Below are 24,943 nucleotides of genomic sequence, written 5' to 3' on the forward strand. Positions count from 1 at the left end.
GGGCCACCCGGACCCCGTTCTCGTGTCGTGCGCGCAGGTGGACCGGCTCAGATCTCACCGCGGAGCTTGGCGAGGGCCTCGGCGAGGATCGCCTCCCCGTCGGCGTCGCTGCGGCGCTCGCGCACATAGGCCAGGTGTGTCTTGTAGGGCTCGGTGCGCGGCGGGTCCGGCGGGCTCTCGCGGTTCTGCCCCGCCGGGAAACCGCACCGGGGGCAGTCCCAGGTGTCCGGGATCTGCGCGTCGCTGGCGAAGCTCGGCTGGGTCTCGTGCCCGTTGGAGCACCAGAATGAGATCCGCAGACGCGGGGCGGACTCGCCGCGCTCTGCTTCTCCCATCGGCCCGGCGCCGACCCGACTGCCACGGATCGCGTTGCCACTTGCCACGGTCGTAACTCCCTGCGTGATGGTGCTGCGCTGCCGCGCCCCCGAGGCCCGGCACCTGCGCGAGGACGTCCAGTGTAAGCCTGTCAGTTTTCCACAGGCGTCCGGAAGTTCTTCAGCTTACGTCAGCTGTTGAACTTGAGCAGCAGCCCGAGGACGACAATCGTGGCGAACCAGGCAAGCCCGACGACCACGGTGATCCGGTCCAGGTTCCGCTCGGCCACCGACGACCCGCCCACGGACGACTGCATTCCGCCACCGAACATGTCGGAAAGGCCGCCGCCCTTGCCCTTGTGCATGAGCACCAGCAGCATCATCAGCAGACTGAAGACGACGAGGGCGATCGAGAACCCCATGATCACGGCTGGACCAACTCTCTGGGTGGTGTGTACGGCGCTTGCGGTCGGGCGGTGCTTCGGCGAAACGGTGCTTCTCGGTAAAACCGGTGGGGGCCGGGCCGCCGCCTCAGCGGCTGCCCCGGCCCCCGCCAGGGTACGACTTGGATCCACTGTACGGCGAGATCGGCCCCGACATGGGCCCTCTCCCCGCCGAAAGGTCCCCGGACCGGCTACTGGTCCCGGAAGCGCACGATCTTGACGAACTCCTCGGCGTCCAGCGATGCGCCTCCGACCAGGGCGCCGTCCACGTCCGGCTGCGCCATGATCGCGGCGACATTGCCCGACTTGACCGAGCCGCCGTACTGGATGCGCACCTTGTCGGCGACCTCCTGGCCGTACACCTCGGCGAGACGGCCGCGGATCGCCCCGCAGACCTCCTGCGCGTCCTCGGGGGTGGCGACCTCACCGGTGCCGATGGCCCACACCGGCTCGTAGGCGATGACGATGGTCTCGACGTGCTCGGCGGGGACGCCGTCGAGACCGCCGTCGAGCTGGGCGAGGGTGTGGGGGACCTGGTTGCCCGCCTTGCGGACGTCCAGGCCCTCGCCGATGCACAGGATCGGCGTCAGGCCGTACCGGTACGCGGCCTTGACCTTGGCGTTGACGATCTCCTCGTTCTCGCCGTGGTACTGCCGGCGCTCGGAGTGCCCGACGACCGTGTAGGCGCAGTTGAGCTTGGCGAGCATCGAGCCGGAGATCTCACCGGTGTAGGCGCCCCCGTCGTGCTGGGAGACGTCCTGGGCTCCGTACTTGATCCTGAGCTTGTCGCCGTCGATCAGGGTCTGCACCGAGCGCAGGTCGGTGTAGGGCGGCAGGACGGCGACCTCGACGGCGTCGAAGTCCTTGTCGGTGAGGGCGAAGGCGAGCTTCTGGACGTGTGCGATGGCCTCGAGGTGGTTGAGGTTGCACTTCCAGTTGCCCGCCATCAGCGGGGTGCGGGTGCTCATGTGGTTCAGTCCTCCAGTGCGGCGAGGCCGGGGAGCGTCTTGCCCTCGAGGTATTCGAGGCTGGCGCCACCACCGGTAGAGATGTGTCCGAACGCGGCCTCGTCGAAGCCGAGGATGCGGACGGCCGCGGCCGAGTCGCCGCCGCCGACCACGGTGAACGCCCCCTTCTCCTTCTGGGAGACCTCCACCAGAGCCTGGGCGACCGCTCGGGTGCCCTCGGCGAAGTCCGGGTGCTCGAAGACGCCCATCGGGCCGTTCCAGAAGACGGTGGCCGTGTCGGAGAGCTTCGAGGCGTACAGCTCGCGGGTGCGCGGGCCGATGTCCAGGCCCATCACGTCGGCCGGGATGGCCTCGGCGGAGACGGTGACGGGGTTGGCCGGGGCCTTGGCCTTCAGGTCGGGGAACTCCGCGGCGGCCAGCACGTCGACCGGCAGCACGAACTCCACGCCCTTGGCCTCGGCCCGCTCGAGGTACTCGCGGACCACGGGGACCTGGTCCTCCTGGAGCAGCGACTCGCCGATCTCGTGGCCGAGTGCCTTGAGGAAGGTGTACGCCATGCCGCCGCCGATCAGGATGCGGTCGGCCTTGTCCAGCAGGTGGTCGATCACCCCGAGTTTGTCGGAGACCTTGGCCCCGCCGAGCACGACCGCGTAGGGGCGCGAGACCTCCTCGGTGAGCTTCTTCAGGACGGTGACCTCGGCGATGATCAGGCCGCCCGCGGCGTGCGGCAGCCGCGCGGGGAGGTCGTAGACGGAGGCGTGCTTGCGGTGCACGGCGCCGAAGCCGTCGCCCACGTAGGCGTCGGCGAGGGTGGCGAGCCGGTCCGCGAAGGCGCCGCGCTCGGCGTCGTCCTTGGCGGTCTCCCCCGGGTTGAAGCGCAGGTTCTCCAGCAGGGCGACATCGCCATCGGACAGGCCCGCCACGGTCTGCTCGGCGCTGTCGCCGACGGTGTCGGTGGCGAAGGCGACGTCCTTGCCGAGGAGTTCGCCGAGGCGCGCGGCGACCGGGGCGAGGGAGAACTGCGGGTCGGGCTCGCCCTTGGGGCGGCCCAGGTGCGAGGCGACGATCACCTTGGCGCCGCGCTCGGCGAGCCTGGTGATGGTCGGCAGGGCGGCGCGGATGCGCCCGTCGTCGGTGATGCTCCGACTTCCGGCTTCCGTGGCGCCCGAGAGCGGGACATTGAGATCGGAGCGGACGAACACCCGCTTGCCGGCGACGTCGAGGTCGTCGATGGTCTTCATGCTGGGTAACCCCTAGGCGGTGAGGCGCGAGCAACTGGTCACGTCGTGGCCGAGGCAGCGTCTTCGGGGCCGAGCCACGTCTTGCGCGAGGACATGTCCTTCTCAAGGAGCAGGGCCCGAAAGGCGCTCCTTCGCGCCCTCCGAGCCCTGCTCCCTCATGTCGCGGTACCTGCGCTCGCGGTCAGAGCTTGCCGCCGATGAAGGTGGTGAGGTCCACCAGACGGTTGGAGTAGCCCCACTCGTTGTCGTACCAGCCGACGACCTTGACCTGGTTGCCCTGGGCCATCGTCAGCGGCGAGTCGAACGTGCAGGACGCCGGCCAGTTGACGATGTCCGAGGAGACGATCGGGTCCTCGCTGTAGGACAGGATGCCCTTGAGCCGGCCCTCGCCAGCCTTCTGGAACGCGGCGTTGATCTCGTCCTTGGTGACGTCGCGGTCCAGGGTGACGACCAGGTCGGTGACCGAGCCGGTGGGCACGGGCACGCGCATCGCGATGCCGTCCAGCTTGCCCTTGAGCTGCGGGAGCACCAGGGCGGTGGCCTTCGCGGCGCCGGTCGAGGTGGGGATGATGTTCTGCGCGGCGGCACGGGCGCGGCGCAGGTCCTTGTGCGGGAAGTCCAGGATGACCTGGTCGTTGGTGTACGCGTGCACCGTCGTCATCAGGCCCTTGACGATGCCGAAGTTCTCGTCCAGCACCTTCGCCATCGGCGCCACGCAGTTGGTGGTGCAGGAGGCGTTGGAGATGATGGTGTGCTTCGCGGAGTCGTACTTGTCCTCGTTGACGCCCATGACGATGGTGATGTCCTCGTCGGAGGCGGGCGCCGAGATGATGACCTTCTTCGCACCGGCGGAGACGTGCTTCTTCGCCGCCTCGGCCTTGGTGAAGATGCCGGTGGACTCGATCACGATGTCCGCGCCGAGCTCGCCCCAGGGCAGGGCGGCCGGGTCGCGCTCGGCGATCGCCTTGAAGGTCTTGCCACCCACGGTGATGGAGTCACCCGAGTGGGTGACGTCCGCGTTGAGGCGGCCCAGGATGGTGTCGTACTTGAGCAGGTGTGCCAGGGTCGCGTTGTCGGTCAGGTCATTGACACCGACGATCTCGATGTCCGCACCCTGCGCCAGGGCGGCGCGGAAGAAGTTGCGGCCAATACGACCAAAGCCGTTGATGCCTACCCGGATCGTCACGAACCGATCTCCTCGCTGATGCGCCGGATCCACGTCCGGCGATTGTGGATGGGATGTCCCCGACCACGTACGACCCTACCGCGCCGGACCTCGAGGGGTGGCATGGGACTCAGTCCTTGGACACGCCGACGAGGCGGCCCCGTCCGGTTCCGGACAGGGCCGCCCCGCGCTACTGGTCAGTCGGGGGTGCTCACCCCTTCTTGGCCAGGTACTTCAGCGCGCCGCCGAGGAGCCGGGCGCGCTCGGTGCGGGTCGAGACATGCTCCAGGCCGAATCCGAACAGGACCGAGTCGCCGGTCGTGACGGCCGCCGAGGAGTGGAAGAGCTCGCGGGAGCGGACCCAGTCCACGGCGTTGGGCTGGCTGCCGTCCGGGGCGCCCGGGACGGTCCAGGGACCCAGGGATGTCTCGAATCCCTCGATGTCCTTGTCCGCGCCGCCGATCACCAGGCGGGTGTTGTCGGCGAACACACCGTGGCCGCCGGTGCCCGGGTCGGTGATGTACGACAGGTCGAGGTCGACCTTCTTGCCCGCGTAGGCGCTCAGGTCGAACGTCACCTCCTGCCAGCCGTCGGACGTGCCGGTGAAGCGGTTCCACTTGCCGGTGGTGCCCTGCGCCTCGCAGCCCGTGCCCGTGAGGGTGAGGTAGTGCTTGAGGAACGGGTGGTCGGCGATGTAGAAGCCGGCGTCGCACTCGGCCGGGACGGCCGTCCCGGTCGCGCCGCCCGCCTCGGGCAGGGTGGTCCAGTCGTCGGCGCCCGGTGTGTGCGCCTCCAGGACCGCGTTGTCGTAGTCCTGTTCGGTGTCGAAGCTGAGCCAGAACCGCAGTTGCGGCTTGTCCTCGGCCTTCACACCGGTCAGGTCCACGGTCCGTGCGAGCCGCATCCAGGAGTCGTCCCGGTGCTCGGCCGCGGCGAACCAGTCGCCCTCGTACGGCTGGAAGGGCGTCCTGGCGCCCGGGTAGTCACCGGCCGCCTTGCTGGCGAACTGCGGGAACTGCGACGGGGGAAGCGAGTCCGAGGTGACGGTGTAGGCACCGGCCGCGTCCAGCGGGTTCCCCACCGCGTCGCCGAGCTTGACGTCCCGGTCCTTGAGCCCGCCCAGACCCTTGAACTCCTTGGCGCCCTTGAGCGAGATCCGGGTGTCGGCGCCGAGGTAGTACTGGCTGAAGTCGTCTGTCAGGGCCGGGCCGACGACGGAGGACCCGCCCGCCTGCTCTCCCGCCTGGACCAGCTTGCCGCCCTCGTTGAGGAAGTCGCGCACGGCCAGCAGCGTCGCCCCGCCGGGACGGGCCGCGCCGTTGTACCAGACCGCGGTCTTGAAGTGGCTCAGGACGCCGAGCGCGCTCGGGGAGCCCTGGGTGGCGACGTCCCACACGGCCGGCTTGCGGCCGTTGTCCCGCAGCGCGCGGACATAGGTGCGGACGTACTTGGCGGCGGCGTCGCCGCCCTCCTCGGCGATGACCAGGGTGTCGGCCTTGGGCGTCGCCTCCACGATGTAGCTGAAGGGCGCGCTCGAGGTCTTCTTCCCCTCGGCGGTCCGGCCGGTGAACCAGACCTTGACCTTGTCGCCGACGCCGGCCTTGCTCACCTTCGCCCGGTACTGGTCGAAGAAGAGGTGGTCGGTGCCGCCGTAGCGCTCACCGCCCTTCCACGCCTTGAGCTTCACGGTGTGCAGCGGGCCGCCGTCGACGCGGTAGTTCAGCCGCTTGTCACGAACGCTCTTGCGGACGGTGACGGCCACCGGCTGGTCGCCCCCGCGGGCGTAGGACGAGGTGAACGCGTCCGGGGTGAAGTCGGGGGCGTCGATGCCGACCGGCGAGGAGGGCCGGTCGGGGTGGGAGGCCGACTTCGCGACGGCGAGCGCGAACGAGATGTTCTTCTCGAACTCCTGCTCGATGAGCTTCTCGCTGTCGGGGAAGTTGAAGCCGCTCTGGCAGTCCTCGGGCTTCCACTCGTCGTTGGGGTCGATCCGCGACACCGTGGTGCAGGTGGACATCTCGGGGGTGAACATCGCCATCCCGTTGACGTTGCCCGCGTGGCCGTCCGCCTCACCGTTGGTGGTGTAGAGCTCGGAGGACAGCTGGGAGTGGTAGCCGGGGATGGCCGGCTTCTCCGGCGTTCCGGCGAGCGACTTGAGCGCCACGTCGTCCGGGGTCGGGGTCTGCACCTGCCACCCGACGCCGTACAGCAGCAGTTCGGCGGCGGAGTGGTAGTTGATGCCGTACTCGAAGCCGATGCGCTTCTCGAAGGCGTCCAGGGCCTTGGTCTCCGGCTCGGAGCCGGCGGACGTGCCGCGGTACGTCTCGTCGGCGGGGTCGGGCGAGGAGCCCTCGTTGTCGTAACCCCACTTGTAGGCGAAGTTGCGGTTGAGGTCGACGCCGTCGCCAGAGGTGATCTTCCCGTCGCCGTTGTTGTCGTGCAGGTTCTTGCGCCACAGGCGGTTGGCGGGCGCCTTGTGGGTGTAGTCGTAGCCGTCGGGGTTGGCCGAGATCACGAACCACAGCTCGGTGGTGTCGAGGATCTTGGTGACCTTGCTGTCCTTGCCGTAGTTGTCGAGGTAGTAGTGCAGGAGCCTGCGGGTCATCTCCGGAGTGATCCACTCACGGGCGTGCTGGTTGGACACGTACAGCACGGCGGGCTTCTTGCCGTCCTTGACCTTCTTGGCGTCCTTGCTGACCTTGATCGCCAGGATGTCCTGCTTGTTGATCGTCCTGCCGATGCTCACGACCTTGGTGAGCCCCGGGTGCGCCTGCCCCGTCGTGACGATCTCCTGCTTGAGGCCGTTCTTGCCGCTGTAGGGGCGGAAGACGCCGTCACCGGCGGCCGCGACCCGCCGGGTGGCGGCCGCGGAGATCTTGCGCTCCTTCAACTCGACGCCCTGGGCGTCCAGCTGGTGCGCCTGGCGCTTGGTCAGGAACAGCTCGACCCTGCTCGAGCCCTTGGCCGGCAGCGAGCCCAGCTCATGCCCGTCGGCGCCCGCCCTCAGCAGCAGGGGCACCTGGTTCTTCGTCACCTGCGCGGTCCAGACCGACAGGCTGTCGCCGTCCGCGGCCGCCCTCGGCTGCGCCTGTGCCGTCTGGACCGCGGCACCCGCGCCCACCACCAGCGTCAAAGCCGCAAGTACCGACGTCGTTCTTCGCCTCATGAGCCCCCCTTGATTCGACAACGGTTCACTCGTGTCACGCAGAAACCACGGCGACAGCCTCGAACCCAGCTCATGGCCATGTCAATGACATTCGTGTGTCATGTTTAAAGATCAGCGGATTGGCTTCGAAAATGTGCTCCGCCAACCGCAAAAAGGCCGCCCCGGCGGCGCGTTGGGCGCGGCCGGGGCGGCGGGAGCGTGCGGGTGCCGGGCGAAAGACCGCCCGGGATGGGGCTGGATGGAACGTCCGGGTGGGAGCGGCTGGCAAACGCCGGGGGCGGGCGGATCGCAGCAGTAAAGGCGGTCAGCCCACCATTTCCTCCGTGAGCGTGGACTCGGTGCCGGGCAGACCCAGCTCGGAGGCGCGCTTGTCGGCCATGGCCAAAAGCCTGCGGATCCGGCCGGCGACCGCGTCCTTGGTCAGCGGCGGGTCGGCCAGCGAGCCCAGCTCCTCCAGCGAGGCCTGCTTGTGCTCCATGCGCAGCCGTCCGGCCGCCGCCAGGTGCTCGGGCACCTCGTCGCCCAGGATCTCCAGCGCACGCTGCACCCGGGCGCCCGCGGCCACCGCGGCGCGGGCGGAACGGCGCAGATTGGCGTCGTCGAAGTTCGCCAGGCGGTTGGCGGTCGCCCGCACCTCGCGGCGCATCCGCCGCTCCTCCCAGGCCAGCACCGACTCGTGGGCGCCCAAGCGGGTCAGGAGCGCGCCGATCGCGTCGCCGTCGCGCACGACCACCCGGTCCACCCCGCGCACCTCGCGGGCCTTGGCCGCGATGCCGAGCCGTCGGGCCGCTCCCACGAGGGCCAAGGCGGCCTCGGGGCCGGGGCAGGTCACCTCCAACGAGGACGAGCGGCCCGGCTCGGTCAGCGAGCCGTGCGCCAGGAAGGCCCCGCGCCAGGCGGCCTCCGCGTCGCAGGTGGCCCCCGAGACCACCTGCGGGGGCAGGCCGCGGATCGGCCGTCCCCGGCCGTCCACCAGGCCTGTCTGCCGGGCGAGCTGGTCGCCCCCGGCCACCACGCGCACCACGTATCTGCTGCCGCGCCGCAGGCCCCCGGGGGCCATCACGACCAGGTCGGAAGCGTGCCCGAAGACCTCGAGGATGTCCTTGCGGAGCCGGCGTGCCGCGATACCGGTGTCCAGCTCCGCCTCGATCACAATGCGCCCGCTCACCAAGTGCAGTCCGCCTGCGAATCGCAGGATCGCCGAGACCTCCGCCTTCCGGCAGCAGGTCCGGGTGACGGGGAGCCGGCTGATTTCGTCCTTCACCGCTGCCGTCATCGCCATGGGCCGATCCTTCCATGCATCCGGAAAATCCGGTCGTACGCGGCGGCCAACAGCTCGGGCTCGTGTCGCGAGCTGACGGCCTCGCCCTCACGGGGGCAGGCGGCGACCGGGGCCAGCTCGACGGTGCCGTTCAGCGCCTCGGCCGCCTTGCGCAGGCTGGCCCGGTCGTGCACGGCTGCCTCGTCGGCCAGCACCACGTCGATGCTGAGTTTAGGGGCGTGACCGGCCAGGACCTCCAGGTGGCGCTGCGGGGAGAAGCCCTCGGTCTCCCCCGGCTGGGGTGCCAGATTCAGCGTCAGGACCTTGCGGGCCTTGGTGCCCATGAGCGCGTCGGCCAGCTCCGGAACCAGCAGATGCGGCATGACGGAGCTGAACCACGACCCCGGGCCGAGCACCACCCAGTCGGCGTCCATCACCGCGGCGACGGCCTCGGGAACGGCCGGCGGGTCGGGCGGGTCGAGCCGTACTTCCTGCACTTCGCCGGGGGTCAGGGCCACGGTGGCCTGCCCGCGGACGGTGTCCACCTCGGTCGGCCGGGCCGGGTCGTGGCCGCGTACGGTCGCCTCCAGCTCCAGCGGCACCGCCGACATCGGCAGCACCCGTCCGTGCGCCCCCAGCAGCCGCCCCACGAGGTCCAGCGCGGCCACATGGTCGTCCAGCTGTTCCCACAGGGCGACGATCAGCAGGTTGCCCACGGCGTGGCCGTGAAGTTCACCCTGGCTGGTGAACCTGTGCTGGATCACCTCGGACCAGGTGCGTCCCCATTCGTCGTCCCCGCACAGCGCGGCCAGCGCCTTGCGCAGGTCTCCGGGCGGCAGCACACCGAGCTCGTCCCGCAGCCGCCCGCTGGAGCCGCCGTCGTCGGCCACGGTGACCACGGCGGTCAGATCGCCGGTGATCCGGCGCAGCGCGGCCAGGGACGCGGACAGGCCCTGCCCTCCTCCGAGGGCCACCACCTTGGGCTGAACACCGGAGCGGCGCCCCATGAGGCTGGGGATGCGGCCGCGTACGGGACGCGAGGCGACCGCTCTCGCCCTGGCCACCTCGCCCCTGCTCTCACGGCTGCCGCGTCGGTTCGCCCGCGTCACTCGCGCCCCATGTCGCGGTGCACGATCACGGTCTCCACACCGTCCGAGACCAGCCGGTGGGCCAGGCGCTCGGACATGGCGACACTGCGGTGCTTGCCGCCCGTACAGCCCACGGCGATGGTCACGTACCGCTTGCCCTCGCGGCGGTAGCCGGTGGCGATGATGCGCAGCAGCTCCGCGTACCGGTCCAGGAACTCCTTGGCGCCAGGCTGGTCGAACACGTACCGGGAGACCTCGTCGTCCAGGCCGGTGTGCGGGCGCAGCTCGGGGACCCAGTGCGGGTTGGGGAGGAAGCGGCAGTCCGCGACGAGGTCGGCGTCGACGGGCAGCCCGTACTTGAAGCCGAACGACATGACGGTGGCCCGCAGCTCCGGCTCCTCGTCGCCCGCGAACTGGGCGTCCATCTTGGCGCGCAGCTCGTGCACATTGAGGCTGGAGGTGTCTATCACCAGGTCGGCCTCGCCGCGCAGCTCGCGCAGCAGGGCCCGCTCCTCGGCGATGCCGTCCACGATCCGTCCGTCGCCCTGGAGGGGGTGCGGCCGGCGGACGCTCTCGAAGCGGCGCACCAGCGCCTCGTCGGACGCCTCCAGGAACAGCACACGCCGCCGCACACCGCCGGTGTCGAGGTCGGCGAGGGACTGGCGCAGATTGTCGAAGAACCGACGGCCGCGCACATCGACGACCACCGCTATCCGGGGCACGGAGCCCTGGGAGCGGGCGCCGAGCTCGACCATGGTGGGGATCAGCGACGGCGGCAGGTTGTCGACCACGAACCAGCCGAGGTCCTCCAGGCACTTGGCCGCGGTGCTGCGCCCCGCCCCCGACATGCCGGAGATGACCACCAGCTCGGGGTTGGCCTCGCTCCCCGCTTCGGCCTTGCTCACGTCGTCCGCCGCTTCATTCACTTCGCTCACTGTTCCTACCCCCGTCGGTTGGGGCCTTCGGTGTCCGGTCGTCCTCTTCAATGATCTCGCCTGTGGCGGTGTTCACCGCCGGGACGGCCTTCGGGCCCTGTGCGAGTGCCACGGCGATCGCCTCCGCCGTGCGGCGGCCGATCCCGGGAACCTCGCAGATCTGCTCGATTGTCGCTGCTCGGAGCCGTTTCAACGAACCGAAATGCTTCAGGAGTGCCTGGCGGCGGGTCTCGCCGAGCCCGGGTACGGAGTCCAGGGCGCCCGCGGTCATCGACCTGGACCGCTTGCTGCGCTGGTAGGAGATGGCGAAGCGGTGGGCCTCGTCACGGACGCGCTGGAGGAGGTAGAGCCCCTCGCTGGTGCGGGGCAGCACCACGGGGTCCTCCTGGCCGGGCAGCCAGACCTCCTCGAGGCGCTTGGCGAGGCCGCACAGGGCGACGTCGTCCATGCCGAGCGCCTCCAGGGCGGCCTTGGCCGCCGCCACCTGGGGGCGGCCGCCGTCGACCACGACGAGCTGGGGCGGGTACGCGAACTTGCGAGGCTTGCCCGTGTCCGGGTCGATGGGCCCGGACGCGGGGGCCGGGCGGCCGTAGCCGTCGGCCTCGACGTCCACGCCGCCGTGGCTGTCGCGGGGGCCGTTGCCGTCCTCCGTGCCGTCGTCCTCCGTGGCATTGACGTCCTTCGTGGCATTGACGTCGTCCGTGCCGTTGACGCTTGCGCCGTTGGCCTCGGTGTTGCCACTCCCGGCGTTGGCCTCGGCGTTCCCGATGGCGTTGCCGTTCCCGCCGTTGCCGTTCTCGCCGTTCCCGTTCTCGCCGTTGCCGCCGTTCCCGTTCCGGCCCTTCCCGTTGGACTCGGCGTTCCCATCTGCCTCGGCGGTTCCGCTGCCGTTGCCCTGGGCGGTCGGGCTCCACAGGTCGGCCTTCTCCTGCTCCTGGAGATAGCGCCGGAACCGCCGGGTGACCACCTCGTGCATCGACCGGACGTCGTCCTGGCCCGCGAAGCCCTTGATCTGGAACCGGCGGTACTCGCTCTTCCTCGCGAGGCCGTCCTCGAAGACGACCATGGAGGCGACCACGTCGTCCCCCTGGAGGTGGGAGATGTCGAAGCACTCGATGCGCAGCGGCGCACTGTCCAGCTCCAGGGCCTCGGCGATCTCCTCCAGCGCACGCGAGCGCGTGGTGAGATCTGACGCGCGCCGGGTCTTGTGCAGAGCGAGCGCCTGCTGGGCGTTGCGCTGCACGGTCGCCATGAGGTCCCTTTTGTCACCGCGCTGCGGGATGCGCAGATCGACCCTGGACCCGCGCCGCCCCGCCAGCCACTCGGCGACGGGCTCCACCGGGGCGGGCAGTGCCGGAACGAGGACCTCGCGCGGCACGGCGTCGCCCTGCTCGTCGCCGTAGAGCTGCTGGAGGGCGTGCTCGACGAGCCCCGCCGTGTCGACGGCCTCCACCTTGTCGGTCACCCAGCCGCGCTGGCCGCGCACCCGGCCGCCGCGCACATGGAAGATCTGGACGGCTGCCTCGAGCTCGTCCTCGGCCACGGCCACCACGTCGGCGTCGGTGGCGTCGGTGAACACCACCGCGTTCTTCTCCATGGCGCGCTTGAGCGCCGTGATGTCGTCGCGCAGGCGGGCGGCCTTCTCGTACTCCATCTCGGAGGCCGCGTCCTTCATCTGCTGCTCCAGGCGGCGCAGATAGGTGCCGGTGCGGCCGGCCATGAAGTCGCAGAACTCGTCGGCGAGCGCCCGGTGGTCCTCGGCCGAGATCCGGCCGACGCAGGGCGCCGAGCACTTGCCGATGTAGCCGAGCAGGCAGGGGCGGCCGATCTGGGCGGAGCGCTTGAAGACGCCGGAGGAGCAGGTGCGCACGGGGAAGACCCTCAGCAGCAGGTCCACGGTCTCGCGGATCGCCCAGGCGTGGGCGTAGGGGCCGAAGTAGCGCACGCCCTTGCGCTTGGGGCCGCGCATGACCTGCACCCGCGGGAACTCCTCGTTGAGCGTCACGGCGAGGGAGGGGTAGCTCTTGTCGTCGCGGTACTTGACGTTGAACCGGGGGTCGAACTCCTTGATCCAGGAGTACTCGAGCTGGAGCGCCTCGACCTCGGTGTCGACGACGGTCCACTCCACGGACGCGGCGGTGGTCACCATCGTGCGGGTGCGCGGATGGAGGAAGGCGATGTCCTGGAAGTAGGAGGAGAGCCTCTGGCGCAGGCTCTTGGCCTTCCCGACATAGACGACCCGCCCGTGGGCGTCACGGAACTTGTACACCCCGGGAGAGTCGGGAATCTGCCCGGGCTTGGGGCGGTAAGTCGACGGGTCGGCCATGGCTCCACCCTACTGATTGGCGGGGACAGTCAGGCTCGCACCGTGGTCCTTGCCATGCCCCCTCCGCCCGGCCGCCGGCGCCTGCGGACCGCGCCCCCACCGCTCCTCGGGCAGGGCGCTTCAATGCGGCGGCGCGGGCCGCCGGGGCCTCCCGGGGGCTCCCCCTCCGGTCGTCCTCCAGTCGTCCTTGGGCTTTCCGCCCACCGTGATCCGGCCGTCCTCGACCCTCACCGGTATCGCCGGGAGGGCCTTGTCCGCCGGGCCCTGGGCCACTGTGCCGTCGGTGATGTGGAAGCGGCTGCCGTGGCAGGGGCAGTTCGCCGTGCCGTCCGCCACGGAGTCCACCACGCACCCGGCGTGCGTGCACACGGCGCTGAACGCCGTGAAGCGGCCCTTCTCCGGCTGTGAGACCAGCAGCTTCCGCTCGCGGAAGAGCTCGGCCCCGCCCACCGGGATCTGCGTCGCCGCCCCGAGGTCCACCGGCTCGGTGGGCACCGCGGGTGCCGCCGCTCCCGTGCCCGGCCCGCACGAGGCCGACGTGAGAGCGGCGGCAGCCACCAGAACACTGCGGCGACAGGGAATCGGCCCCCGGCCGTCGTCGAACCCGTCCACTACTTCTTGGCCGCGGCCTTCTTCGCGGCGGTCTTCGAGGCGGCCGTCTTCGCGGCAGCCGTCTTCTTGGCAGCCGTCTTCGCGGCGGCCGTCTTCTTCACGGCGACCTTCTTCGCGGCCACCTTCTTCGCCGGGACCGTCACCGAGTTGGCCTTGGTGGTCCGGGCGGCCGTGGCCGCCGTGACGGAGCCCGCGGCCCTGTCCGGGTCGGACCCGGCCCTGCGCATCTGCGGCACGGTGGCGTCGCTGACCCGGTCCCCCAGGACGTCACGGAGGAACTTGCCCGTGTGGCTGGCCGGGATCGCGGCCACCTCCTCGGGCGTGCCCTCGGCGACCAGCAGGCCACCACCGCTGCCGCCCTCGGGCCCCATGTCCACGACCCAGTCGGCGGTTTTGATCACATCGAGGTTGTGCTCGATGACGATCACGGTGTTGCCCTTGTCGACCAGTCCGGACAGGACATTGATCAGCTTGCTGATGTCCTCGAAGTGCAGACCCGTCGTCGGCTCGTCCAGGACGTACACCGTCCGGCCGGTCGAGCGCTTCTGGAGCTCCGACGCCAGCTTGACCCGCTGGGCCTCGCCACCCGACAGGGTCGGCGCCGACTGCCCGAGGCGGACGTAGCCGAGACCGACGTCGTTGAGCGTGCGCAGGTGCCTCGAGATCGCCGGGACCGCGTCGAAGAAGTCCATGGCCTCCTCGATGGGCATGTCCAGCACCTCGGCGATGGACTTGCCCTTGAAGTGCACCTCCAGCGTCTCCCGGTTGTACCGGGCGCCGTGGCACACCTCGCACGGGACGTACACGTCCGGCAGGAAGTTCATCTCGATCTTGATGGTGCCGTCACCGGAGCAGTTCTCGCACCGGCCGCCCTTGACGTTGAAGGAGAAACGCCCCGGCAGGTAGCCGCGGACCTTCGCCTCCGTCGTCTCGGCGAACAGCCGCCGGACATGGTCGAAGACACCCGTGTACGTCGCCGGGTTGGACCGCGGGGTGCGGCCGATGGGCGACTGGTCCACATGCACGACCTTGTCGACGAGGTCGTCGCCGTCGACGCGGGTGTGGCGCCCCGGCACGGTGCGGGCGCCGTTCAGCTCACGCGCAAGGTGCGTGTACAGGATGTCGTTGACCAGCGTCGACTTGCCCGAGCCGGACACCCCCGTCACGGCCGTGAAGACACCGAGGGGGAAGGAGACATTGATGTCCTGGAGGTTGTGCTCGCGGGCTCCGCGTACGATCAGCTGCCGCTGCGGATCGCGCGGGCGCCTGATCCGCGGCGTCGGAATGGCCTTGCGCCCCGACAGGTAGGCGCCGGTCATCGACTCCTTGTTCCCCAGCAGCTCCTTCAACGGGCCGCTGTGCACCACCTTGCCGCCGTGCTCGCCCGCACCCGGGCCGATGTCCACCACCCAGTCCGACGTGCGGATGGTGTCCTCGTCGTGCTCGACCACGATCAGCGTGTTGCCCATGTCCCGCAGCCGGACCAGGGTCTCGATCAGCCGGTGGTTGTCCCGCTGGTGCAGGCCGATGGACGGCTCGTCCAGGACGTACAGCACACCGACCAGGCCGGAGCCGATCTGCGTGGCGAGCCGGATGCGCTGCGCCTCGCCACCGGAGAGGGTGCCCGCGGCGCGGTTGAGCGAGAGGTAGTCGAGGCCGACGTCCACGAGGAAGCGCAGCCGCTCGTTGACCTCCTTGAGCACCCGCTCGGCGATGGTCTTCTCGCGGGCGGTGAGCTTCATCCCGCGCAGGAAGTCGGCGCAGTCGCTGATGGACATCGCGGAGATGTCGGCGATGGACTTCCCCTGCACGGTGACCGCGAGGACGATCGGTTTCAGCCGCGTCCCGGAGCACGTCGGGCAGTGGACCTCGCGCATGTAGCCCTCGAAGCGCTCACGGCTGCTGTCGCTCTCCGCCTCGGAGTGCCGACGCTTCACGAACGGGATCGCGCCCTCGAACGAGGTCGTGTAGGACCGCTCGCGCCCGTACCGGTTGCGGTACCTCACCTGGATCTGGGTCCGGTGGCCGTGCAGCAGCGCCTTCTTCGCCCGCGCCGGAAGCCCGGCCCAGGGGATGTCGGTGCGGAAGCCCAACTCGCCGGCGAGCGCGCCGATCAGGCGGTTGAAGTAGTCCTTGGAGTGGCCCATCGACCACGGCCCGATCGCGCCCTCGTCGAGGGTCTTCTCCTCGTCGGTGACGATGAGCTCCGGGTCGACCTCCATCCGGGTGCCGATGCCGGTGCAGTCGGGGCAGGCGCCGAACGGGGAGTTGAACGAGAACGACCTCGGCTCGAGCTCCTCGAACGACAGGTCGTCGTACGGGCAGTACAGGTGCTCGGAGAACATCCGCTCACGCTGCGGGTCGTCCTCGGGCAGGTCGACGAAGTCCAGGATCACCATGCCGCCGGACAGGCCCAGCGCGGTCTCCACCGAGTCGGTGAGGCGGCGCTTGGCCGATTCCTTCACCGTGAGCCGGTCCACCACCACCTCGACGGTGTGCTTCTCCTGCTTCTTCAGCTTCGGCGGGTCGGTGAGCTGGATCGTCTGCCCGTCCACCCTGGCCCGGCTGTACCCCTTGGCCTGGAGCTCGGAGAAGAGGTCGACGAACTCGCCCTTGCGGGAGCGGACCAGAGGGCTGAGGACCTGGAAGCGGCTGCCCTCCTCCAGCTCCAGCACCCGGTCCACGATCGCCTGCGGGCTCTGCCGGGCGATGGGGCGCCCGCACTCGGGACAGTGCGGCTTGCCGATGCGCGCGAAGAGCAGCCGCAGGTAGTCGTAGACCTCGGTGATGGTGCCCACCGTCGACCGCGGGTTGCGGGAGGTGGACTTCTGGTCGATGGAGACCGCGGGCGACAACCCCTCGATGAAGTCGACGTCGGGCTTGTCCATCTGGCCGAGGAACTGCCGCGCGTACGACGACAGCGACTCAACGTAGCGGCGCTGGCCCTCCGCGAAGATCGTGTCGAAGGCCAGGGAGGACTTCCCCGACCCGGACAGGCCCGTGAAGACGATGAGCGAGTCGCGGGGGAGGTCGAGCGAGACGTTCTTCAGGTTGTGCTCGCGAGCGCCACGGACGGTGAGGCGGTCGGCCACGCTGGTGCGCCTTTCTTCCTGAGATGAGGAGAGGGCAGGGCCCCAGCAATGCTAAACGGGGGCGCTCCGGCTTTTCTTCCCGATGGGAAACTGTGCCACCGATGAGCCTATAGCACGTACATTCGAATAGCGAAGCCGCCGGGAGAACTGCCGCCGCGAACGGGGCCGGAGGCCCATCCGTGTGACCGCGGCGCTCGGCGGGGATAGCGTCTGTGATGTTGACCCCGGACAAGGAGGGCACGTGACGACCCGACCGCTCGACCCGGCCGAGGACCTTCTCGCAGTCCGCGACGCGACAAAGCAGCTCCTGGACGCGGTGGCGCAGCTCGACGCCGCCGCGGTCGGCGAGCCCTCACGGCTGCCCGGCTGGACCCGGGGCCATGTCCTCGCGCACATCGCGCGCAACGCCGACTCGTTGGTCAACCTCCTCACCTGGGCCACGACCGGCGAGGAGACCCCGCAGTACGAGAGCGGACAGCGCCGCAACGCCGACATCGAGGCGGGTTCCGGCCGCCCCCTGGAGGAGCAGATCGCCGATCTGCACGCGAGCGCCAACCGCTTCTGGGAGGCCGCGCAAGCCTTCCCGCCCCAGGCCTACGCGGCCCAGGTGGTCATGCGCTCCGGCCAGGTCATCGCCGCGGCCGAGATCCCCTGGCGGCGGCTGATCGAGGTGAACCTCCACCATGTCGACCTCGGCATCGGCTGGACCACCGAGCAACTGCCCGCCGAGTTCGTCGCGCGGGAGCTCGCGTTCGTCATGGACGGCCTGCATGCCCACGACGGCATCGCCACGGTCCGGTTGCAGGACTCCGAGACCGGCGAGACGTGGGACATCGGCGCCGCCGAGAAACCCGAGGCCACCGTGTCGGGCCCCAAGCACGCCCTGCTCGGCTGGGTGACCGGCCGGAGCGCGGGCGAGGGACTCGTCGTCGACCCCGAGGTCCCGCTGCCCACACTCCCACCCCTGGGCTGACAGACTCCTCCCGCACATCCGAGATCCCCGCACCAGAGATCCCCGCACCAGAGATCCCCGCACCAGAGATCCCCGCCACAAGAAAGGGACGGCGATGGCGTACCACGGACAGGTGAAGGTCGGCGGCTCCCCGGACGTCCGCGAGCTCGCCCATGTGATCATCACCAAGGTCGCGGTGGGGCCGATGGACAACAACGCCTATGTGCTGCGTTGCCGTGCCACCGACGAGCAGTTCCTGATCGACGCGGCGAACGACGCCCATACTCTGCGAAGCGTCATCGGTGAGGGAGGACTGGCCTCCGTGCTCACCACCCACCAGCACGGCGACCACTGGCAGGCCCTCGGCGCCGTCGTCGCCGCCACCGGGGCGAGGACGCTGGCCGGCCGCGAGGACGCACCGGGCATCCCCGTTCCCACCGATGTGCTGCTCGACGACGGGGACACCGTGCGGGTCGGCCGGGTGGAGCTCACGGCCCGCCACCTGGTGGGCCACACCCCCGGCTCCATCGCCCTGGTCTACGACGACCCGCAGGGTCACCCGCACGTGTTCACGGGTGACTGCCTCTTCCCGGGGGGCGTGGGCAATACGCACAACGATCCGGAGGCGTTCCGGAGCCTGCTGAGCGACGTGGAGACCAAGATCTTCGATCCGCTGCCGGACGAGACATGGGTCTACCCCGGCCATGGCAATGACACCACCCTCGGTGCGGAGCGCCCGCATCTCGCGCAGTGGCGCGAGCGCGGCTGGTAGGACGGCGGCTGATCGGAGCGCGGGCTCAGCGCCGGACGGCGCGGGAGCAGGTCGTTCACGGCGCTCGGGTGCGGCGCGCTGGTACGGCGTCGGTGTCGGCGCGCCGAAGGCGCCGGAAGGCCCGGACGGGATCCCGGGATCCCGTCCGGGCCTCGGCTTGTCCCGCGACCGCTGCCGCGTGCGCGGTCGTCCCGATCGCCGCCGCCGTCGCGGTCAGCGGGCCGCGTTCTCCCGCTCCTCAGCCTTCTCCTCGACCTCGGCCTGCTTCTTCGACGCCCTCAGGCTGGTCACCGTGGTGACGGCGAGGACCAGGACGATGAAGCCGAGCGAGAAGGGGATGCCGATGTGCGGCACGTGCACACCGGTGCCGTGCAGGGCCTCCAGCACGAGCTTCACACCGATGAAGCCGAGGATGACCGACAGGCCGTAGGAGAGGTGGACCAGCCTCTTCAGCAGCCCGCCGATGAGGAAGTACAGCTGGCGCAGACCCATCAGCGCGAAGGCGTTGGCCGTGAAGACGATGTACGGGTCCTTGGTGAGGCCGAAGATCGCGGGGATCGAGTCCAGCGCGAAGAGCACATCGGTCGTTCCGATCGCCAGCATCACGATCAGCATCGGGGTGATCAGGCGCTTGCCGTGCTCCCGGACGACCAGCTTGGTGCCGTGGTAGCGGTCCGTGGCGGGGACCCGCTTCTCCACGGCCTTGAGCAGGCGGTTCTCCTCGAACTCCTCGTCGCCCTTGTCGGCCCGCGCCTCCTGGACGAGCTTCCAGGCGGTGTAGACGAGGAACGCGCCGAAGATGAAGAACACCCACGAGAACGTCGTCACGATCGCGGCGCCCGCGGCGATGAACACCGCTCGCAGCACCAGCGCGATCAGGACACCGACCAGCAGAACCCTCTGCTGGTAGACCGTGGGCACGGCGAACTTCGCCATGATGAGGACGAAGACGAAGAGGTTGTCCACGCTCAGGGACTTCTCGGTGATGAAGCCCGCGAAGAACTCCCCGCCGGGCCCGCCTCCGGCGAACACCAGGAGCCCGGCGCCGAAGAGGCAGGCGAGGGCGATCCAGACGACCGTCCAGATGCCCGCCTCCTTCATGGAGACGTCGTGCGGCTTGCGGCCGATGACGAAGTCAGCGGCGATGAGGGCCATCAGGCCAAGGATTGTCGCGACCCACAGGGTCAGGGAAACGTCCACCAGTCCTCCGGCAGATGCAGGCGTTTACAACGTCAGCTACGTAGCTGCCGGAGGTCTCTTCCACCCGGTGCTGCATCTGTGGGCCGGTGGCCCGGGCCCAGCGTGATCCAAGGATCCGCCAGGGCCGTGATGACGGGCCCGCCGCTAAAGGAATACTCCCCTCCGCGTAAAGAACAGTACAGGAACACCAAGAGAAGGTAAAGGCGATCGATGTGCTGACGCACCGGCGCCCTGCGGCGCGGTCCTCAAGGAACGGCCGCAGGGCGCTTGACTGCGAGGCGTTGTCCGGCAGGCGGCCGCCTAGCGGTTGAACTGCTCGCGGGCGCTCGCCACCCGCTCCCCCACCTGCTGGAGCACCTGGCTCCCCGTCGGCGGTAGCAGCGGGCAGAACGTCCAGGCGTGCCCGACCCAGGGGTCGGCGAGGTGGTCGTCGGGGGTCGGCGTCAGGCGCAGAAGCGCCCGCCACAGCGGGTCGAGCACCGGGCCGTAGGCACGGGCGTCGTCCCGGTCGGCCACCATCATCAGCTGCACACCCACCGACGGCCCCTCGTCGGCGAGATAGCGCAGCTGGGTGACCGCGCGGTCGTCGAACCCGAAGGGGAAGTCATTGACGATCAGGAGCTGCTCGCTCAGGTCCAGATGCGGCGGCAGTGCGTCCGAGGCCCCGCCGCGCATCGCCATCTGCACCAGATCGACGCGCTGGATGAGCTTGGAGATCATCGCGGAAACTCCCTCCGCACCGGCCGCCGGAGGCTCCTTCAAGGCCCCCGACCGCACGAGCGGCGCCAGTGCGGCCGCCCCCGAACCGGCGGGGTCGATCACATTGACGTTGAACTCCCCGGCCGGGTACGCCGCGAGCATCCGCACGGCGAGGGAGACGGCCGTGTCCATCGCCAGGCGCTTGGCCTGCTCGGAGTCCACGGTCATGGGGGTGTTCGGCGACCGGCCCGCGTCGATCCACAGCCCGCGCTCGAGCGGAAGGCGCACCAGCATCGGGATCCGCAGCTGCGGCTGCTCCGGCAGGTGCAGATCGCCGAGGCGGACCGCCATGGGCGTTTCCATCGAGGGCTTGAACCCGTTCCAGACCGCGCTCTCCCACTGCGCGAACGCGGGCGGCAGCGCGGGCTCGACCACATTGGACTCGGCGGTGAGCTGGGCGATGTCGCGGTCCAGCGCGGCCCGGGCCTGGTCGACGAGCGCGCCGTGCTTGGCGCGGGCGGCGCCGCGTGCGGCGTCGGCGGCCGGGCCGACCCGGGTGGCCGGGTCGGCCAGCACCTTGTCGAGCTCCTGCTCCATGCGCGACTCGGCGAAATCCACCGCGCTGCGGTAGGCGGCCGTGGTGCGGGCCAGGTCCTCGAACATGCCCCAGACCTGGTTGTAGAGCCGCTCCTCCATGGTCCAGCCCGACGCGTTGCCCGCGACCGGCTCCGAACCGTCCTGACCAGCCACCGGCGCAACGGGCGCGGGGGCGCGATTGGGGTGCTGGTAGTTCAACGGCCCCGTACCGCCCGCCGCCGCAGCGGGCGCGGGCGTGGCCGGGCCGGGCTGCGGGGAGGCGGGGGCGGGCGTCGCCGGGGTGGACGTCGCCGGGGCGGGCGTCGCCGGGGTGGAGGCCGGGTCGGGGTGGGGCGCCGCGGAGGACCCGGCGGCATTCCCGCCCACCGTGGCCGCCCTGCGGACCCGTTCGCCTTCCTCGGTGCGCGGGGGAGGCGCGGCGACGGAGCGGGCGAGCCCTCGCGCCACGGCCTCGTTGATCGAGGAGGCCAGCTCCATGGCCTCCGGCAGACCCTGGTCCCTCAGCATGTCGGACAGACCGCCGGCATACCCCTGCCCGACCGCGCGGACCTTCCAGGCGCCCTGGCGGCGGTACAGCTCGACGGCGAGCACCGCGGACTCGGAGTTGAGGTCAGTGATGGTGTAGGTGGCGATCTCGGAGCCGTCGAGGCCGGTGATGGCGACGAAGGGGGAGGCGATGGCGCCGAACCGCGAGGGAGCGCCGTCCACCTGGGGCAGGGCCAGCAGGATATTGACCCAGTGCACATTCTCGGGCATCGCGCCGAGGTCCACCGCGAGGTGGTTCTCGGCCGCGGCCTGGCGGGAGACCTCGAGCCCCGGCAGCTGGGGGGAGCCCGGGTGTGCGACCCACTCGACTCCCCGCACCCTGCCGTGCTCGTCGCCGAGGGTGGCACCGGCGATGACCGGCTTCCCCGTCGACACTCTCACTTCCAGGCGGCCCCCGCCGGAGATGTCCGCCGGGAGGGGGTGGTTCTGTCCCCGGGTCAACTCGGCAGTCATCGCTGCTCCCCCTCTTTGCGCTTGTCCGTTGCGCTTGTCGTCTTGTCGCACTCGTCTTGTGGCACTCGTCGTAGGGCACTCGTCGTGCGGTATGCGGCGTCCGCGACAGCTGTCGGTCGGCCGTGCCCTCCCCGGTGCGCGGGTCCTCACAGCGGGGCGCCGCCGCTTGGGCGGACGGCCCGCGCACCGGGGTCGGTACAGCAGGTGCTACGGGTGCTGCGGGTACTCAGGTGCTAAAGATTGCTACAGGTGCTACAGGCACGGTGCTGCGGGTGCTACAGGTGCGCGGCGATCGCCGGCATGAGGTCCTGGAACGTGCGGCCGCTGGCCGGAGCGCCGATGGCGGACATCTGCCACTGGCCGTTGGCACCGCGAAACACCTTGGCCATGACCTGGGCGGTGTACTGGCCGCCACCGGTGAGGGTGTAGCGGGCCAGCTCCTGGCCGTTGGTCTCGTCGATCAGGCGGCAGAACGCGTCCTGCACCTCCTGGAACGTCTGCCCGGTGAAAGAGTTCACTGTGAAGACGATCTGGTTGATGTGCACGGGCACGCGCTGGAGGTCGACGATGATCGACTCGTCGTCCCCGCCCGCACCGGCGCCACCCACCAGGTTGTCACCGGTGTGGCGCACGGAGCCGTCGTCGCTCACCAGGTGACGGAAGAAGACCACGTCCACCGGCTGGTTGTCCGCGAAGAGCACCGCCGAGGCGTCGAGGTCGATCTCACGGGTCCGGCTGCCGAACAGCCCGCGGCGAGGCGCGGCCTTCCAGCCCAGCCCCATCCGCACCACGCTGAGCGCGCCCCCGTCGGACTTCTGAAGGCTGATCTGCTGGCCCTTGGCCAGGTTCACCGTCACGCGCTGTCCCTCCTCATTGAACTGCCTTTGCCTTGCTGGTCGCACCCTACGCAGTGCCACCGACACCGGGCCCCGCAGGGCTGGCTTTGTGGCGGTGTTGAGACATGAGGGCGGGACCGGACGAGGACAGGCGCGTACCGACCGCCGTTTCGGCTAGGCGATCCCCGCCTCTCGCATCTGCCGCAGCTCCTTCTTCAACTCCCCCACCTCGTCGCGCAGACGGGCGGCGACCTCGAACTGGAGCTCCGAGGCGGCGGTGTGCATCTGGTCCGTCAGGTCCTGGATCAGCTCCGCCAACTCCGCCGCGGGCAGGCTCTTCGCGCCCTTGCGCTTCTCCCCCGCCTTGGCGGACAGCCCCGGCACCGGAGCCTTCCCCCGCGACTGCTGGCGCCCGGACCCGAGCAGTTCGCCCGTGTCCGCGTCCTCGCGGGCGATGGAGTCGAGGATGTCGCCGATCTTCTTGCGCAGCGGCTGCGGATCGATCCCGCGCTCGGTGTTGTACGCGACCTGCTTCTCGCGGCGGCGGTTGGTCTCCTCGATCGCCTTCTCCATCGAGGGGGTGACCCGGTCCGCGTACATGTGGACCTGGCCGGAGACATTTCGCGCCGCGCGTCCGATGGTCTGGATCAGCGAGGTGCCCGACCGCAGGAACCCCTCCTTGTCGGCGTCGAGGATCGACACCAGCGAGACCTCGGGAAGGTCGAGGCCCTCCCTGAGCAGGTTGATGCCGACGAGCACGTCGTACTCACCCGCGCGCAGCTCCCGCAGGAGCTCGACACGGCGCAGCGTGTCGATGTCGCTGTGCAGATACCGGACCCGGACCCCGAGCTCCAGCATGTAGTCGGTCAGGTCCTCGGCCATCTTCTTGGTGAGCGTGGTGACCAGGACCCGCTCGTCCTTCTCGGCCCGCAGCCGCACCTCGTGGACCAGATCGTCGATCTGGCCCTCGGTGGGCTTGACGATGACCTCGGGGTCGATGAGACCGGTGGGACGGATGATCTGCTCGACCACCCCGTCGCCCCGCGAGAGCTCGTACGGGCCCGGCGTCGCGGACAGGTAGACGGTCTGCCCGATCCGCTCCAGGAACTCCTCCCATTTCAGCGGCCGGTTGTCCAGAGCCGAGGGCAGCCGGAAGCCGTGGTCGATCAGGGTCCGCTTCCGCGAGGCGTCCCCCTCGTACATGGCGCCGATCTGCGGGACGGTCACGTGCGACTCGTCGATGACCAGGAGGAAGTCCTCCGGGAAGTAGTCGAGCAGCGTGTTCGGGGCGGAGCCCGCCTCACGGCCGTCGATGTGGCGGGAGTAGTTCTCGATGCCGGAGCAGGAGCCGATCTGCCGCATCATCTCGATGTCGTAGTTGGTCCGCATGCGCAGCCGCTGGGCCTCGAGCAGCTTCCCCTGCTTCTCCATGGTCCCGAGCGACGTCTCGAGCTCGCACTCGATCCCGTTGATCGCGCGCTCCATGCGCTCCGGGCCGGCGACGTAGTGCGTCGCCGGGAACACATAGAGCTCCTCGTCGTCGGTGATGACCTCGCCCGTGAGCGGGTGGAGCGTGGACAGGGCCTCGATCTCGTCGCCGAACATCTCGATCCGGACGGCGAGCTCCTCGTACACCGGGAAGATCTCGACGGTGTCCCCGCGCACCCGGAACGTGCCCCGGGTGAACGCGACGTCGTTGCGCGTGTACTGGATGTCCACGAATCTGCGCAGCAGAGCGTCGCGGTCGATCTCCTGCCCGACCTTGAGCGGCACCATGCGGTCCACGTACTCCTGGGGCGTGCCCAGGCCGTAGATGCAGGACACGGAGGCCACGACGATGACGTCCCGCCGGGTGAGCAGCGAGTTCGTCGTGGAGTGGCGCAGCCGCTCCACCTCCTCGTTGATCGAGGAGTCCTTCTCGATGTAGGTGTCCGTCTGGGGGACGTACGCCTCGGGCTGGTAGTAGTCGTAATACGAGACGAAGTACTCGACGGCGTTGTTGGGCAGGAGCTCGCGGAACTCGTTGGCCAGCTGCGCGGCCAGGGTCTTGTTGGGCGCCATCACCAGCGTGGGCCGCTGGAGCCGCTCCACCATCCACGCGGTGGTCGCGGACTTGCCGGTGCCGGTCGCGCCGAGAAGGACGACGTCCTTCTCACCTGCGTCGATCCGCCGCTCCAGCTCATCGATGGCCTGCGGCTGATCTCCGGAGGGGTCGAAGGGACTGACAACCTCGAAAGGCGCCACCTTGCGCTCGATATCTGTCGTGGGTCGCACGCC

18 protein-coding genes are annotated in these 24,943 nt (G+C 69.9%); 2 read left to right on the plus strand and 16 right to left on the minus strand.

Translation table 11 applies throughout. From position 1 onward, the window contains the following. Positions 1 to 47: 47 nt before the first annotated feature. From IEY86_RS02815 to uvrA, 12 genes are all read right to left on the minus strand, one after another. Positions 48 to 383: an RNA polymerase-binding protein RbpA gene (locus IEY86_RS02815; protein ID WP_189129858.1), complete on the minus strand. Its 336-nt coding sequence runs from the start codon at positions 381 to 383 to the stop codon at positions 48 to 50. Positions 384 to 505: 122 nt separating this feature from the next. Next, positions 506 to 736, minus strand: coding sequence for a preprotein translocase subunit SecG (gene secG, locus IEY86_RS02820; RefSeq protein WP_229698107.1), 231 nt, complete (start codon positions 734 to 736; stop codon positions 506 to 508). A gap of 212 nt (positions 737 to 948) precedes the next feature. Then, positions 949 to 1,725: a triose-phosphate isomerase gene (gene tpiA / locus IEY86_RS02825; protein WP_189129860.1), complete on the minus strand. Its 777-nt coding sequence runs from the start codon at positions 1,723 to 1,725 to the stop codon at positions 949 to 951. A 5-nt stretch (positions 1,726 to 1,730) separates the two neighbouring features. Next, positions 1,731 to 2,966: a phosphoglycerate kinase gene (locus tag IEY86_RS02830; protein ID WP_189129861.1), complete on the minus strand. Its 1,236-nt coding sequence runs from the start codon at positions 2,964 to 2,966 to the stop codon at positions 1,731 to 1,733. A gap of 181 nt (positions 2,967 to 3,147) precedes the next feature. Continuing rightward, positions 3,148 to 4,152 carry a type I glyceraldehyde-3-phosphate dehydrogenase gene (gene gap, locus IEY86_RS02835; protein WP_189129862.1) on the minus strand — a complete coding sequence of 335 codons (1,005 nt, stop codon included), beginning with the start codon at positions 4,150 to 4,152 and terminating at the stop codon, positions 3,148 to 3,150. Positions 4,153 to 4,342: 190 nt separating this feature from the next. After that, the gene (locus IEY86_RS02840; RefSeq protein ID WP_189129863.1) at positions 4,343 to 7,297 is read right to left on the minus strand and encodes a M14 family metallopeptidase; all 2,955 of its coding nucleotides are present in this window, start codon (positions 7,295 to 7,297) and stop codon (positions 4,343 to 4,345) included. A 304-nt stretch (positions 7,298 to 7,601) separates the two neighbouring features. Then, positions 7,602 to 8,579: a DNA-binding protein WhiA gene (gene whiA, locus IEY86_RS02845; protein WP_189129864.1), complete on the minus strand. Its 978-nt coding sequence runs from the start codon at positions 8,577 to 8,579 to the stop codon at positions 7,602 to 7,604. Continuing rightward, the gene (locus IEY86_RS02850) at positions 8,570 to 9,565 is read right to left on the minus strand and encodes a gluconeogenesis factor YvcK family protein (RefSeq protein ID WP_189130049.1); all 996 of its coding nucleotides are present in this window, start codon (positions 9,563 to 9,565) and stop codon (positions 8,570 to 8,572) included. The genes whiA and IEY86_RS02850 overlap by 10 nt, the downstream gene beginning before the upstream one ends. Before the next feature lie 98 nt (positions 9,566 to 9,663). Continuing rightward, a complete protein-coding gene (rapZ, locus tag IEY86_RS02855; protein ID WP_373286944.1) occupies positions 9,664 to 10,572 on the minus strand; it encodes an RNase adapter RapZ in 909 nt (302 codons plus the stop codon). Next, positions 10,565 to 12,907 (minus strand): excinuclease ABC subunit UvrC, encoded by a 2,343-nt coding sequence (gene uvrC / locus IEY86_RS02860; protein WP_189129865.1) that lies wholly within the window; start codon positions 12,905 to 12,907, stop codon positions 10,565 to 10,567. Before uvrC ends, rapZ begins: the two co-directional genes overlap by 8 nt. A gap of 120 nt (positions 12,908 to 13,027) precedes the next feature. After that, positions 13,028 to 13,465, minus strand: coding sequence for a Rieske (2Fe-2S) protein (locus tag IEY86_RS02865; RefSeq protein WP_229698108.1), 438 nt, complete (start codon positions 13,463 to 13,465; stop codon positions 13,028 to 13,030). Positions 13,466 to 13,518: 53 nt separating this feature from the next. Beyond that, the gene (gene uvrA, locus IEY86_RS02870) at positions 13,519 to 16,611 is read right to left on the minus strand and encodes an excinuclease ABC subunit UvrA (RefSeq protein WP_189129867.1); all 3,093 of its coding nucleotides are present in this window, start codon (positions 16,609 to 16,611) and stop codon (positions 13,519 to 13,521) included. 241 nt (positions 16,612 to 16,852) lie between these two features. Between uvrA and IEY86_RS02875 the strand changes: the two genes are divergently transcribed. Both IEY86_RS02875 and IEY86_RS02880 read left to right on the plus strand, forming a co-directional pair. Further along, a complete protein-coding gene (locus IEY86_RS02875) occupies positions 16,853 to 17,584 on the plus strand; it encodes a maleylpyruvate isomerase family mycothiol-dependent enzyme (RefSeq protein WP_189129868.1) in 732 nt (243 codons plus the stop codon). Between the two features lie 94 nt (positions 17,585 to 17,678). After that, entirely contained in the window at positions 17,679 to 18,335 is a 657-nt protein-coding gene (locus IEY86_RS02880; RefSeq protein WP_189129869.1) for an MBL fold metallo-hydrolase, read from the plus strand. 213 nt (positions 18,336 to 18,548) lie between these two features. Here the strand turns inward: IEY86_RS02880 and IEY86_RS02885 are convergent, their stop codons facing one another. From IEY86_RS02885 to uvrB, 4 genes are all read right to left on the minus strand, one after another. Then, complete coding sequence (locus IEY86_RS02885) at positions 18,549 to 19,535, minus strand: TerC family protein (RefSeq protein ID WP_189129870.1); 987 nt, start codon at positions 19,533 to 19,535, stop codon at positions 18,549 to 18,551. 300 nt (positions 19,536 to 19,835) lie between these two features. Next, positions 19,836 to 21,830, minus strand: coding sequence for a TerD family protein (locus IEY86_RS02890; protein ID WP_189129871.1), 1,995 nt, complete (start codon positions 21,828 to 21,830; stop codon positions 19,836 to 19,838). A gap of 275 nt (positions 21,831 to 22,105) precedes the next feature. Continuing rightward, positions 22,106 to 22,687 carry a TerD family protein gene (locus IEY86_RS02895; RefSeq protein ID WP_189129872.1) on the minus strand — a complete coding sequence of 194 codons (582 nt, stop codon included), beginning with the start codon at positions 22,685 to 22,687 and terminating at the stop codon, positions 22,106 to 22,108. 153 nt (positions 22,688 to 22,840) lie between these two features. Then, the gene (gene uvrB / locus IEY86_RS02900; protein ID WP_308425094.1) at positions 22,841 to 24,940 is read right to left on the minus strand and encodes an excinuclease ABC subunit UvrB; all 2,100 of its coding nucleotides are present in this window, start codon (positions 24,938 to 24,940) and stop codon (positions 22,841 to 22,843) included. Positions 24,941 to 24,943: the final 3 nt, after the last annotated feature.

The organism is Wenjunlia tyrosinilytica (assembly GCF_014646055.1).
Taxonomy (GTDB): domain Bacteria; phylum Actinomycetota; class Actinomycetes; order Streptomycetales; family Streptomycetaceae; genus Wenjunlia; species Wenjunlia tyrosinilytica.